The sequence below is a fragment of the Alistipes finegoldii DSM 17242 genome (assembly GCF_000265365.1).
In the GTDB taxonomy this organism is placed as follows: domain Bacteria; phylum Bacteroidota; class Bacteroidia; order Bacteroidales; family Rikenellaceae; genus Alistipes; species Alistipes finegoldii.
The window spans coordinates 616,795-630,929 of record NC_018011.1 but is presented as its reverse complement, the minus strand read 5'-3'; the positions used below and the strand labels follow the sequence as shown (position 1 = coordinate 630,929).

The window sequence follows — 14,135 nt, the reverse complement described above, 5'->3', positions numbered from 1 at the left end:
AACTTTTTACCATAGACATTTTATTAGGGAAGCGTAGGTTCAACTGGCAAGTACAAATAAGTAGAAATGTTTGAACAACACCGTTTTAGGAAGTTGAAAAATCAAGTTTCTCTCTCGGTATAGCGTTTATTTTGGCCAATATCTTCTTTAGTTTAGCATTTGTGTATTTCCCATTCGTGTTCTATTTAGCTCCTTATTATGAGTATGTAGCAAGTTACTTATCAAATTCAGCCTCTTTGAGGGTCAAATATGGTTTTGCAAATGGTGACTGACAAGACATAAACAAGGTCAGCAGGAATTTTTTACATAAATGGACATGAATGTATATAACCTAAAATAAGAATAAATTTTAATAAGGGCTGCCCAAAAAGAAAAAAATGCAGTTGCCATCCTATAGATACTTGCAGAAAGGATAAAATTTACTTTTAGACCTTTTGGGATAGCCCTTATTAATACTTCAGATAAAATTCCTTAGGTTATATTTTCAATCCTTTGGACCGGGTTTCCTCCTTGGCATACAGTCCCGGACGCCCGATTATGACATGGTTGGCAACGATACTATCCGCCGGACTGCGTATCTGCGGCGGTGCATTTTCGGGATATTGCGCCTGCCTGTTCCTCACATCTTCCGCTTCCGGCTTGAGCTGTTGCCCTTCATTCTCCTTTTCTGCGACTTCGGGCGTGGGTGGCGCAAGCTCCAGCTGAATTTTTCGGTCAAGGGCGGCAAGTTCGGACTTCAACTGCTTCAGCTCGTCCTCCTTCTTCCACACCTTACCCGCTATCTCCTGTAACTGCGGTATCTCCATCTCCAGCACCTCGTTCTTCGCCTTGTACTGGTCGATGATGGAGGGTATCCTCTCCATCGCGTTGAGGAAGTTGCGGGCGGCGGCCAACGGGTCAGCCATCGCCAGATGCCCGTTGTTGTAGGTGTACTTGTAGTTCCCCTCGACCACGAAGCGGTTGTCGGTGAACTCCAATCCCTCTTTGAGTATCCTTTCGCTCACCACCTTTATCGGAAAACCGTAAAGTTCACCGACCTGCGTGTACAACCCTCCGGTCGTGGCATTCTTGGCTATCTCCTGCAAACGCTTTCCGATGACCTTCTCATCGGCGGAATCCACTCCGTCCACCTTTATTATATTAAGGCGGTTGCCCTCCTTGTCGGTCTGCACCACCGACAGGAAGCGGTTCCAGTCCTCCGTCATGGCATTCACCATTGCCGTATTGTTACGCAGTTCGCCCGTCTTTGACTCCAGCTTGAACTCCGAATCACGCCTGCCCTTGTTGAACGACTTGCGTTCCCCTTCGAGCGAGGCGATGCGCTTTTCAAGTTTCGCCTTGTCCAGCAGGTCGGTGTTGCCGGAGAGCAACGCCATGTACTCCGAGAAGTTCATGCCCGACTTCTCGTCCATAGCCCCCTCGTCGATGGTACGCGCACCCATCGCACCGCTTTTGAGCTGGCTGATGAAAGTCTGCTTGCAGTGCAGGAGGTTGAACTTGTAGCTGTCCAGCGACTTCTCCACCGCATAGATTATTACATCCACGTTATTACCTGCAAAATGCTTGGCTATCTCGTTACCCGCTCTAACTCCGCGTCCGTCACGCTGTTGCAGGTCGGACGGTCGCCACGGTGTATCGAGATGATGGATTGCCACACACCGTTTCTGAGCGTTCACGCCCGTGCCGAGCATGGAGGTGGAACCGAACAGCACACGCACCGTCCCGGCGTTCATGGCATCTATCACCGCCTTCCGCGCCTTGTCGGTCTTGCACTCCTGAATGAAGCGCACCTCGCCGGGCGGTATGCCGTAGTCCTCCGTCAGCTTGCGCTTGATTTCCGAATAGACGTTCCACCCGTCGCCCGGCTGGTAAGTACCCAAGTCCGAGAAGACGAACTGCGTGCCTTTCTGCGCGTCGTACTTTTGGTAATACTCCGCGATCATCTTGGCGCAGTGGCTCGCCTTGTTGTCGGGGTGGTCTTCATAGTGCGGGTCTATCATGCGCATATCCAGAGCCATCTTGCGGGCATAGTCCGTGGCGATGAGCATCTTCGCTTTTTCCTCCGTTTCCGAAAGCGGCAGCCTGCCCAGCAGGGTGGCGTCGCCTGTCTTGGCAAATTCCATCAGTTGCTTGATGAAATACTCTTGGTCAGGCGTAGGCGGTATGTGGTGCAGTATCTCGTTCTTGTGCGGACGGTCCACGCCCACATCCTCCGCCGTGCGGTAGTCCGTTATCTCGTTGTAGAAGGCGGCAAGTTCCGGCACTTTGATGAAGTAGCGGAAACGCTCTTTCTGCACCACGTTATTCGTCACGTTGAACTCGAAGTCGGTGGTCTTCTTGGCAAAAATTGCCGCCCACGCATCGAAACAACGGATGTCCTGCCGCTCCAGCTCCTTCGGACGCAGGTACTTGAACAGGAGGTACAGCTCCGTCAGCGAGTTGCTGATGGTCGTGCCGGAGAGGAAGGTGGCTCCCAAGTCCCTGCCCGTGCGCTCCTGTATGGTGCGGATGGCGAAAAGCATATTGAGAGCCTTCTGGCTTCCCTCCGAGTTTCCCAAGCCCGCCACACGGTCGTGGCGCGTGTTGAACGTTAGGTTCTTGAACTGGTGGCTCTCGTCGATGAAGATGTGGTCGATGCCCATCTGCTTGAAGTCCACCACATCGTCAGTGCGCGATTGGATGGCGTGTTCCACCTTCTCCAGCTTCGCCACAAGGTTGAACTTGCGCTTCTCCAGCCCTTTCAGCATCGCCCGCGACACGTTCTTTCCCTGCTGCCGCAACACTTCGAGGTTTTCCTCCACCGTGTCAAGCTCTGCTTGCAGGATGCGCTGCTGCAACTCCGGCGACTGCGGTATCTTGCCGAACTGGTCGTGCGACATGATGACGCAATCATAGTCATTGTTTCGGATGTTGTTGAAGAACCGCACACGGTTGACGGTCGAGAAGTCCTTTTCCGAAGCGTAGAGAATACGGGCGTTGGGATATGCCGCCTGATAGGTAGCTGCGATCTCCGCTACATTGGCTTTCAGCCCGATAATCATCGGCTTGTGCGCCAAGTTCAGACGCTTCATCTCATGCGCAGCGATACACATTATCAGCGTTTTACCGGTTCCGACCTCGTGGTCACAAATTCCACCGCCATTCTGTTTCAGCATCCAGACACAATCCATTTGTGAGGGATAGATGCTCTTGATGCCCCGGCTTGCCAGCCCCTTCAGGTTGAGGTCGGGGAAAGTCTGGTGTGAGCCGTCATACTTCGGGCGCACGAAACAGTTGAACTTGCGGTTATACATCGTCGTCAGCCGTTCCTTGAACTGCGGCGACTGCTCTTCGAGCCATTCGGTGAAGCCGTTTCGTATCTCGTCAATCTTGGCGTTGGCAAGCTGTATGCCCTCGCTGTCGCGCACCTTGATGTCGTTGCCATGCTCATCCTTGCCGATGGACTTCATCATGTCGGGGCAGGTGTTGTGCAGGGCGTGTTTCAAAAGGCTCATGCCGTCGTAACTGCGGTAATAGCCCTTCACGCAAAACTCGTCCCATATCTTGAAATTCTTGTGACTGCAAGCCACCGAGAACTCATCCAAAGTCGGAGAGTAAGCAATTTTCACGTCCGTGCTGTAGAAATGGCTCATGTAGGCGGAATAGACACCCGTAGGAATCCAGCGTTCCCCGAAGTTGAAATCAAGGTCTTCAAAGGCGATGCGGGGCGGTTCGGCGTCTTTCAGTGCATCCAACGCCTGCTTCACCTCCGGCATACATCCGCTTTCGGGATTTTCACCCATCCATGCCTCTATGCGTTCCGCCTTCTCTATCACGTTCCCGGCGATGAAGCGGTCTTTGATCTCGTAACCGGTCACGAGCGGATTGTAGTAGATGCGCCCTTGCAAGGCAGTGAGCAATTCCTCTTCCGTGCCGTCGGTTATCGTCTTCATGTAGTCGAGATTGACCGTGCCGAACTTGTTGAGCGATGCGGACAGGGCTTCTTCGGGAGTGCCGACGTTGACATGGCTCTCCACCGAGAATGAAACGGGACGATCGAAGATGTCCGCCTTGACAAACTTCCCGTTCTCCGCCCGTTCCAGCGAGAGTATGTCACGCCCGCCTGCGTCCATCATCACCAGTTTCACATTCTGCTTGGCGTTGAGGTTGCCGTATCGCATGACGAACTCGTCATAGCAGGTGTTCAGATGCTCACGCCACGGTACATTTTCCTCGTGACTGTTCGATTCATAGCGGTATAGTCGCTCGTATGCGTCACGCAGCGACACATACAGCAACGCCTTTTCCTTCTGGTAGCCTTTCAAATCAAGCGGTTGGAATGTCGCACCGTAAGGCGTGATGTCCTTCAGGTAGCCGACGGTACGGCGTGACCTGTCAGCCACCAGCGACCCTTCACGCAGGTGCATTTCCGGTGTGCGGTGATAGGGACGCGGCGTAAGGTCGGGGGCTTCCTCCTTCGGCTTTTCCGTTTCAAATTCCGGGAATAGTGAAGCGGTTGCTTTCTCACTTGGGCTATTGTCCGTAATAGGAACGGGAGTTGCCTCCGGCTGTGCTTCGGGTTGTTTTGCTGCTTCCTTTTGCTCCGGTTTGTTATCCGACGAAGGCACAAAGGCAGGATTCATCGTGTCCTTGATACCCGACTTTTTCAGTTGTTCCTGTCTGTGCCGTTCCGCTTCAAGCCGTAGAGCCTTGCGCCGTTCCGGTGTCAGGCTCATCATCGTTTCATAGAAGCCGTTGATGGGTGGATTGGTGTCCCAGTCCAAAGTGGCATAAATATCTTCAGGGTCGCTTTGCTTCCCTGCACTTTCCGGCTTTGCCTTCTTGCTTTCGGTTGCAGGCTTGACGGATTCAACAGGAGGAACTGCCATAATCGGCGGTTTCGGTTTAGGAATAGCACGCTTTGCCTTGTTTTCCTTTTTGGTTGCCTTTTTCTTTTTGGCAGGTTCTTCTATGGGCATACCCCAAAGGTCAAGCAGAGTGAGCTGAACGGCATTTGAATGATTCGTCTGGCGTGGCTCAATCTCCGGCTTCTCGTCTATGGGTTGAACTTTCGGTTTCTCCGCTTCTGTGATAAAAACATTAGCGGTAGAAGTCACCGCTTCTACTTTCGGAGACGGCTGTACTTCCACATTCATACTTTTATCCGTACTTTCCGTTTGCGTCGGATGCAGGCTATGTCTTTCGTAGAGTTCCCTGTTGAGTTGGTGCAGTTCTATTTTCAGATGTTCCCGTAAGTCTTCCGCCAATTGTACGGTATCGCCTCTGTGCATGAGCTTATAGGCAGGCTTTCCGTAAGGGTCGGTACTTTTGGTTAAATCCGTGTGGGAAAGCGAACCGATGCTCCATACATACCCATTTACGGAAGTGCCGATAGGGGTCTGTTCTGTTTGCACAAAAAGTTTCTCATTATAATACAGTTTCCCGTTCTTTCCGCTGTTCTTTTGCAGAATAATCAAATCACTGCCCACCTCCGTACCCGCATTTTCCGTAAAGAGGTTGTTCGGCAGACGGGCAACACCCACCAGATTGGCGTGGTTCATCATATACTCGCGTATGGGCGCATTGGTCGGGGCATCCAACACCCCCTGCGAGGTAATGAACGCCACGATTCCGCCTTCACGCACCGCATCAAGGCTTTTCAGAAAGAAATAGTTGTGTATCGTCTTGGATGCCGACCGTCTTGCCATGTCATGACTGTTGGTAAATTCCGGGTCGAACACCGCCACATCACCAAAGGGGATATTGGATATAGCCAGATCAAAATGGTTCATGAACGGCTTTTCAATTTTCTCGTACCCCTGTATCCTTACTTTCTGGTCGGGATGCAGGTGTTTCAATATCTTGCCCGTCATCAGGTCTTTCTCAAAAGCCATGATGTCCGCGTCCGGCTTGTTCTCTAATACGGCATCCACAAATGCGCCAACGCCTGCCGATGGTTCCAGTACCCGGTCGGGGCGTATGCCGTGTTCATGCAGCACGTCCGCAATAGTGCCTGTTATCTCCGGCGGAGTATAGAAAGCGGTCAGAACGGATTGCTTCATAGCATCCATGTACCGCTTATACTCCGTATCGTCTTTTGTATTCTCCCGTAGTAACTTGTGCAGTTCCACGGTAGGGGCAAACAGTTCGAGGTCGGATTTCGCCCAATGGACGGCATCCGTCAGTTCCTTTGCTGGGTTCAGTATGCACTTCAGTCCACCGAAACCGCAATAACGCTCCAACAAGAGCCTTTCGCGTGCGGTGGGGGTGCGTTGTTCCCTGTCAAGGACGAATGCCGTCCGTATCGCCTCGATGTTGTCCCGCAACCTTTGTTTGCGGTTAAACGCCATATTCCTCTATATAAAGGACGACAGCCCCCGTCAGCTCCGTGTAGAGCAGGTCATAATCGGGCGACAGGGCGAAATTGTCATCCGAAAGGTCATAAATGGAGAATACGTTTCCGACAAGCGGCAGCAGTTTTCGGGTAAAGGATTCACGCTCCGCTTCCGGCACGTCGTCGGCAAACTCGTTCTCTACGACTTCGCGCAGGATGGCGTACTTGGAGTAGCGAAGCCCCTCCGTCAGCGTGCGCATAGCCAATTCCTGCGCACCTGCGGCGGGATAGCCTTCGAGCATTGCCCGTTCATACGTTCCGGCGGCACGGTCGGCGCGTTCACGGATGAAGGCTTCGTCGGTCGCCTGTTCAAATCTGTTTGTTCGGAGATAGTCTAGCAGGTACAGACCGTAGTAGGAAAAGTCGGTCTGCCCCTCGTTTTTCTTCTTGTTGTTCATTACTTTGGAATTTAGTGGATTGGTAAATCATGACCGGGATAATTGTCTGAAAGGAGAAAGAAAAGGCACTCGGTATCCCTCCGAGTGCCACCACTAAATCCAAAGCATGAGTGTAATCCGGTATCGAAGAACAGTTCATTACTCTGAATCAGTGGCAAAGTTACTCATTATTTTCTTCTTCTCGCAGAGGTTGCCTTACTTTTCCTTTCGGGGAACACGAAAGTCGTGTTGTAGTCCCCGTCAAAGGCAACCACGGCATCGAAACTCTTGCCCTGCTTGCTCTTGAAACCTTTGAGCAGTTTCGTGTGTCCGTCGGTGAGCAGGTCTTTGATTTCGTCATCGGTGAGGGTACGGTTTGCCTTCAGGCGGAACACGGGCAGCCCGCACTCCGCGTTGTCGCAGCGGACGACCTTGCCGTAGAACTGCATACTGCCCGTCCCGCACTTGGGACACTTGCAGCCGGAATCCCTGCGGGCGAACAGTTTGTCGCACGAGAGCAGTTCGGAGGTAATCTCCTTTGTGTACGCCTCTATCTCCTTGCGGAAGGTATCGGCGAGCAGTTCCCCGCGCTCGATGCGTGCCAGTTCCTTCTCCCATTCACCCGTCATGGCGACGTCGGCGATGAGCATCGTCTTCACGACCGAGTAGAGGGCAAGCCCTTTTTCGGTGGGTACAAGCGACTTCTTGCAACGTTCCATGTAACCGCGTTTGAAAAGCGTTTCGATGATGGCTGCACGGGTGGCAGGCGTGCCGATGCCGCAATCCTTCAATGCCTGACGCAGCGCGTCGTCCTCTATCTCCTTGCCAGCCGTTTCCATTGCGGACAGCAGGGAGGCTTCGGTATGCAGCGGCTTAGGCTTGGTCTTACCTTCCGTGATGGAGGCGGCTTTCAGTGCCAGCCTATCGTCTTCCTGCCAGCCGGGTATGATGGTCTCCTCTTTCTCTTCCTCGCCATAGACTGCACGCCACCCGACTTGCCTGATAACACTGCCTTTCACCACGAACTCCGCTCCGGCACACTCCGCCGTAACAGTAGCGGTGTCTTTGACGCATTTTTCAGAGAAAGCCTCAATCATGCGTCCGGCAATCATCTGATAGACGGTATTATCTTCTTTGGAGAGGAACAGCGGTTTCTCGCCCGTGACGAGTAGGGCATGGTGGTCTGTTACCTTGCCGCCGTCCACGCTGCGGCGTGTCGGCACTGCCTTCGGATTGACTTTGTCTTTCCATTCGGGCAGGTTGCCGATGAAGGCGAGCAACTTGGGAATTTCCACGAACACGTCTTCGGGGATGTAGCGGCTTCCGGTTCTCGGATAGGTGATAAGTTTCTTCTCGTAGAGCTTCTGCGCGATTTCGAGTGTCTGCTCCGCTGTGAAGCCGTGTTTGGCGTTGGCCTCCTTCTGGAGCGTGGTCAGGTCGTACAGGAGCGGAGTGTCCTCTATCTTCTCCTTGCGCTCCGCTTTCGTGACGGTGGCTGTGCCTGCTTCCTTTACTTTATTATATAATTCCGTCGCAGGCTCTTTCTCTTTCCATTTCTCGGAGGACGAGAATTTCACGGTATCACCGTTGCCTCCGTCTGCGGCGATATGGAGCTGCCAGAACGGTTCTACCGTGAAACGGCGGTTCTCCCAGTAACGTGCGCATACCATCGCCAGCGTAGGTGTCTGTACCCGTCCGACGGAATATGTGCCGTGTCCAGCGGCGATGGAGAGTGCCTGCGTGCCGTTGATGCCCACAAGCCAGTCGGATTCGCTCCGTGCTTTGGCGGCAAGGTAGAGGTTGTCGTATTTGTCGCCCGCTTCGAGGTTGCGCAGTCCCTCACGGATAGCCTTGTCGGTAAGCGAGCTTATCCAAAGGCGCACGAAAGGAGTGGTACATCCGATATAGTGGTAGAGGTAGCGGAAGATAAGCTCACCTTCGCGTCCGGCATCGGTCGCCACGATGATCTGCTCGCTTTCCTTGAAAAGACGGGCGATGATTTTTATCTGCGACACCACGCCGCTGTCGGACTTGTAGCCTTTCTCTGTCTTTTCCTGACGGGGAATGAGCGTGAAGGTTCCGGGGATGACGGGCAGGTTACCACGGACGAAACCACGTATGCCGTAGCCGTCGGGCATGGCAAGCTGGACGAGGTGTCCGAATGCCCATGTCACGGCATAGCCGCCTCCCTCGAAATATCCTTCCTCTCTTTTTGTCGCGCCCACGATGCGGGCGATTTCACGTGCCACGGATGGCTTTTCTGCAATGATTGTCTTCATGTTTTCTTACTTTTTAGTGATACTTTGGATTCTATTTTGGATTTAGTGGTGGACACGGGAGATTACATCTTCATGCCCTTGTTGTTTTTCTTCTGTGGTTTCTCCTGCTGCTGTTGCTGTTTGTCGTCCTTCGGAGCGGTCTGTCCCTTCTGCAACGGCTCTTTCAGGTTCTTGGTCGCCTCGTTGGTCTTGCCCTCGCTGTTCACCGCCACCTGTGTGCGGCTTTCGTTGGAGGGGGCTACCTTCTGTGCGTTGTCAGGATTGGTGTCGTAGCGATAAGGACGACCCTTCTCCGGGTTGAACTTGATATACATCGTGGCATGGAAACCCTGTTTGTCTGTCACGTTCTCCAGCTTTATCGCCTTACCCGCTGCATAATCGGCTTTCTGCTGGTCGGTGAAGTTCATGCCGCTCCATTTGCTGATGGGGCGGATGCTGCCGTCGGCGTTCGTCCACGTGTTGCGGCGTTGCTCTTTCTGTGGGGCTGCGGAATTTTCCATGCCCTGAGCCTGTCCTTGTGTGAGATTGTTCTTGGCTTCCTGCGTCTGGGCAGTACGCGGCGACCTGCCGGTTCCCGGTACGAACTCCACGCCTCGCTGCTCTACATTCACTTGAAGAGTGGTGACGAATTTCCTGCCGTCGTTGCGCTCAATAAGTTTGTCGCGCACGGGCAGCCCGGCACGCAGCATATCCTGTTCCTGTTTGGTGATTTCCGTCTTTCCGATGCGCTCCGGTATGCGCACTTTGTTTGCTGGTATGTCCGTGATTTCATTTGTCTTGCGGTCTATGCTGATGAACGAGGGGATGATTTCACCCGTTTCCTTGTCCACGATGTCCACGACCCTGCCGAGATTGCCCGTTTCGCGCAGGTTCTTACGGTCTTCGTCCGAAAACTTGTGTTCCTTGTACTCGTCGAGTTTCTGCTCCTTGCGGATGAAGTGCGGCACGAGGCTGACATTGCCTTCACCGTCTTTCTTAAAGGAAAGGCGGGCGTCCAGTTCAAAAGCCTCGCCGCCAAACTTGGGCGACACCTTTACCAAGTCGGATTTGCCGTAGTTGAGCATCTTCTGAAGGTCACCGGACTTTTCAAGGTCGTCACGTTTCACGCCCCATTTCTCTTCCAACTCCTGCCAGTTGATTTTGCTCTCGTCGATGGGCTGGTAGCCCCGTCTGCCCTGTGCCTGTTGTTGCGGGCTTTCCTGATTCTGTTCCTGCTTCTTTTCCATTTCTTCCTGTTCTTGTTTTTCTTTGGGCTGCTCTTCCTGCTTTTGTTCCGTCTGCTCCGTCTTTTCGGCGGTCTGTTCTTCCTTCACCTGCTTTTCGTAGCCGGAAGTGTCCACCTTGTGGGGCGCAAGCAGTTCCTTGTTGGCTTCGGGGTCTTTCAGCAGGTCTTTCATCACCTCCATCAGTTTGTCGGCTTGGTCTGCCGCGACACGGTAGAAACCGAAGCGGCTGGGTTCCTTGCACTGCCGGAAGAAGTTTTTGAAGAAGTTGTCCAGCACATCGCCGTGGCGGTCGAATTGCAGGAAACTCTGCGCGTTCTCCGCTTTCGCGGGGGTACGCTTGGGGGAACCGTCGGCATCCAGCCCGGCTACCACGCTGATTTCGCCCGTCTTCTCGTCACGGACTATCAGCACGTCCTTTTCACTTTTTTTCTTTGCCATTTGAAAAATGTTTTAATGGGTTATTTTTGAAAGAAATTATGGATACGAGCCTTGTAGAAGGCTATATCTTCTTTTTTGAAGTCCTTTACGTGTCCGGAAAGGAACGTCAGCACGTCCTCCTCGCTGTAATAGGTCTTTTTGCCGAGCGTCTTATACGGCAACGCGCCGATGCTGCGGTAGCGTTGTAGGGTGCGCTTGCTGATCTGGAGCAGCATACAGAGGTCTTGGTTGTCGAACATCCTGATACGTTCCATCGGGTTTGGGGTTTTGCCGGACGGTTGCAAGGAGAGCAGCAGTTCGTCCTGACGGTCGAGCCGTTCAACCAGTTTCTGCATCCAGCTCTCGAAATTGTTTCGGGTAAGCAGTTCCATACGTCACGTCCTCCTTCCTTTGGGTTTGCCGCCTCCCGTGCGCAGCGTATGGTTGCGTTTCATTTCCGTCGGTGTCGCCGCGTCTTCCATGACGGTGCAGTCCGCAAGCAGGCGGTCGATTTCAGACTGGCGGTAGCGGCACTTGCCGCGCAGCACCACATAGCCGATGCGATGCTCGCTGCGCATACGCTGGAGGGTGCGGGTACTCACATTCAGCAGGTGCGCCGCCTCACGGGTGGTGAGCAACCTGTCTGCGGATTTTTCCTTTCTTTCGCCGGAAACGGCACGCACGTGTGCCGCTATCTCGGCTATCTGTTCCGTCAATGCGGTGAAGACGGAACTTTCCATCGTTATTACTTTCATATTCAGTCCTTTCTTTTGGTTTCTGCGGCAAAATTCGGCAATAAACAAAAGGGGCTTTAACAGCTCACTACGTGTCTCACGTAAGATTTTTATCGGAAATGGCTCCGTAACCCGGACAGATGGCGCAACATACAGCCTTTCAGTGGGAAACGATATGCGTTCATGAGGATGGCGTTACCTTTGCGGCAAACCAGAAATGTTTTGAATATGGAAATTGTATCTATCGAGAAAAAGACCTTCGAGATGATGTTGGCGTCCTTCAATGCCCTCTCGGAGAAGGTTGCCGCCCTGAAGCGCAAGAACGACGGAGGGCGGCTGGAAAGATGGCTCACGGGCGAGGAAGTCTGCGGGCAGTTGAGAATCAGCCCGCGCACGTTGCAGACGTTACGCGACAAACGGCTTATCGGCTACTCGCAGATAAACCGCAGGTTCTATTACAAGCAGGAAGAAGTCAAGAGGCTGATTCCGCTTATCGGTACGCTCTATCCCGGCGGCAGATAATCTTGTTATTCACCCACTGAATCCAAAGTCATGATGAACGAGAACAACAATGTTTTTACACTGGAGGACGAGCCGCTTGCCACCGTGGTGCAGAATATGCGCAAAGGCTCTAAATGGCTCTCCGCATTTTTGGAAAACTACCGTCCGCCGCTGGACGGGGAACGTTACCTGACGGACAGGGAGGTGGCGGAGTTGCTCCGTGTGAGCCGCCGTACCTTGCAGGAATACCGCAACAACAGGGTGTTGCCCTTCATCCTTTTAGGAGGAAAAGTGCTTTACCCCGAATCGGGATTGCGTGAACTGCTGGAGGCGAATTACCGCAAGCCAATAGAATAAAGGAAGCATGAAAACGAACAAAAAGGAAACGGACAACTCAAATTAGGCTGTCCGTTTCCTTTTTGTTGGCACGTATGCGTGTTCAGCAATACCCGGCTTTCCCGTTCTGTATGAACATCACGTATGCCTGTCGCTTTTCTTTCGAGAGAGCTTTACACACCAGCCACGTGCGGAACACGTGCGTGCAGTAGGTGTTCAATCTGAAAGCGACGGGGATGATGATCTCAAGCGAGTAAACATCCGCATACAGACCGTTTTCAAGTTGAATGTAGCGGCATACCTCGTAGTCACTCAACACGTCCGCTTTGAGGATGGCTTTAATGGCGGCGTTCACTGCCGGGACACCTGTGTGGAACAGTCCGGCGATTTCTCCGGCGGTCATCCATACATCGTTACCGGTTACGCTGACCGCCTTGTCCTCAATGATGATTATGTCACGTTTCATGGCTTCTCTGTTTTAGATGGTACAACCTGCAAATTCCTCGATTTGGTTCAATCTCGCGGCAAGGTTCTCCATGTCTTGATTGAGCTTCTCTTTGGTTATTTTCGCGTATATCTGCGTTGTCTTTATGCTCTTGTGTCCCAGCATGGAACTGACCGTTTCGATAGGTACGCCGTTGGAGAGGAACACCGTCGTGGCGGCCGTATGGCGGCTTTGATGCCATGTAATATGCTTGGTGATACCGCAACGCTTGGCGACGGTCCGGATTCCGGCAAGGCACGTGTTATAGTGGGGTACGGGGAATATCCTGCCGTCCCCGCACAGCCCACGGTATTTGTCGATGATGCGCTTCGCTATGTCGAGCATACGGATGTTGGACACCACACCCGTCTTCTGGCGGTTGATGTTTATCCACTCGTGTTCATCAAAGTAGGTGCGGATATTCTCTTCCGTCAGGTTGCGCATATCGGCGAACGACAAGCCCGTGAAGGCGCAGAATAGGTATAAATCACGATACAGTTCTTGCTTCGCATTCTTCAGCTTGCCTTCCATCAGCAGGCGGATTTCATCTTTCGTCAGAAAGCTGCGGGTCGTTTCCTCCTTCTTGATTTCATACTCACGGAACGGGTCGCGCGTGAGCCACTCATTGTTGATGGCGATGAACACCATCGTCCGAAGCGGGCAGACATACAGCCACACGGTATTGGTGCAGCAGTGTTTGTCCGTGCGCAGGAACATTTCAAAATCGGAAATGAAAGCGGGTGTAAGCTCTTTCAGGGCAATGTCCTTCACATGGTAGCGGATGGTGAGAAACTCTTGCAGGTGCTTGTAAACGATCTTGTACTTGTTAAACGTGCCTTTGGCTTTCATGCCTGCCTCCACCTGCTTGGCATAGTCCTCGTTGTGTTGCCGGAACACCTGCAACAGCGTGTGGTAGCGGTGTTCCAGTCCGAGAAAGGCGTTTTTCACCTTTTCCGCAGTGACGAAGTTGTCACGCTCCATGATTTCCTGATAGTGCTTGTTGATGCGTACGCGCATCTTGTCGAGCATACGGTTCGTTTCGAGTGCAGCCGTGCTTCTGCCCGTGACACGTCCTCCTTTGGTGTCCCACAGCTTGGGATCGACGGTCAGTTTGCAGCTGAACTGTGTTTGGCTTCCGTCCACCGTGATACGTCCCATGACGGGTACTGTCCCGTCCTTTTTCACTACCTGACGTTTGAGGTAGTAGATAACTGAAAATGTACTCTTCATCGTCCTTAATTTTTTTAGGTTCAAAATTAGTCGGTGAAGAATCCTTCGTCGGTACGCAAAACACGGAGGAACGGCGCAATCTTTTTCCGTAACCGGATTTATTGCGTGAGTTGTCAGTAACTCACTATATCACAATGTCTTGTTTTACCATTCTTACCCATTTCGTCACTTATATGGT

Annotated in this window: 10 protein-coding genes; 2 read left to right on the top strand and 8 right to left on the bottom strand. The window is 52.6% G+C overall.

Translation table 11 applies throughout. The annotated features are described in order from the left end of the window. Positions 1-476: 476 nt before the first annotated feature. The 6 genes from ALFI_RS02745 to ALFI_RS02720 form a co-directional block, all read right to left on the bottom strand. On the bottom strand, positions 477-6,329 hold the full coding sequence (locus tag ALFI_RS02745) for an N-6 DNA methylase (RefSeq protein ID WP_014774671.1): 5,853 nt from the start codon (positions 6,327-6,329) through the stop codon (positions 477-479). Further along, positions 6,319-6,771, bottom strand: a complete 453-nt coding sequence (locus ALFI_RS02740; protein ID WP_008141546.1) for a DUF1896 domain-containing protein — start codon at positions 6,769-6,771, stop codon at positions 6,319-6,321. Before ALFI_RS02740 ends, ALFI_RS02745 begins: the two co-directional genes overlap by 11 nt. Before the next feature lie 167 nt (positions 6,772-6,938). Beyond that, entirely contained in the window at positions 6,939-9,029 is a 2,091-nt protein-coding gene (locus ALFI_RS02735; RefSeq protein ID WP_008141550.1) for a type IA DNA topoisomerase, read from the bottom strand. A 62-nt stretch (positions 9,030-9,091) separates the two neighbouring features. Beyond that, entirely contained in the window at positions 9,092-10,693 is a 1,602-nt protein-coding gene (locus tag ALFI_RS02730; RefSeq protein ID WP_014774670.1) for a DUF3945 domain-containing protein, read from the bottom strand. A gap of 20 nt (positions 10,694-10,713) precedes the next feature. After that, positions 10,714-11,064 carry a helix-turn-helix domain-containing protein gene (locus ALFI_RS02725; protein WP_014774669.1) on the bottom strand — a complete coding sequence of 117 codons (351 nt, stop codon included), beginning with the start codon at positions 11,062-11,064 and terminating at the stop codon, positions 10,714-10,716. 3 nt (positions 11,065-11,067) lie between these two features. After that, positions 11,068-11,427, bottom strand: a complete 360-nt coding sequence (locus ALFI_RS02720; RefSeq protein ID WP_014774668.1) for a helix-turn-helix domain-containing protein — start codon at positions 11,425-11,427, stop codon at positions 11,068-11,070. 201 nt (positions 11,428-11,628) lie between these two features. On the opposite strand from ALFI_RS02720, the gene ALFI_RS02715 reads away from it, so the two are divergent. Both ALFI_RS02715 and ALFI_RS02710 read left to right on the top strand, forming a co-directional pair. Beyond that, positions 11,629-11,928, top strand: a complete 300-nt coding sequence (locus tag ALFI_RS02715) for a helix-turn-helix domain-containing protein (protein ID WP_458773653.1) — start codon at positions 11,629-11,631, stop codon at positions 11,926-11,928. Between the two features lie 30 nt (positions 11,929-11,958). Further along, positions 11,959-12,264 carry a helix-turn-helix domain-containing protein gene (locus tag ALFI_RS02710; protein ID WP_008653380.1) on the top strand — a complete coding sequence of 102 codons (306 nt, stop codon included), beginning with the start codon at positions 11,959-11,961 and terminating at the stop codon, positions 12,262-12,264. 82 nt (positions 12,265-12,346) lie between these two features. Here the strand turns inward: ALFI_RS02710 and ALFI_RS02705 are convergent, their stop codons facing one another. Together ALFI_RS02705 and ALFI_RS02700 are read right to left on the bottom strand one after the other, a co-directional pair. Beyond that, positions 12,347-12,709: a hypothetical protein gene (locus ALFI_RS02705; RefSeq protein WP_008653382.1), complete on the bottom strand. Its 363-nt coding sequence runs from the start codon at positions 12,707-12,709 to the stop codon at positions 12,347-12,349. Between the two features lie 12 nt (positions 12,710-12,721). Next, entirely contained in the window at positions 12,722-13,957 is a 1,236-nt protein-coding gene (locus ALFI_RS02700; protein ID WP_008653387.1) for a site-specific integrase, read from the bottom strand. Positions 13,958-14,135 lie beyond the last annotated feature (178 nt).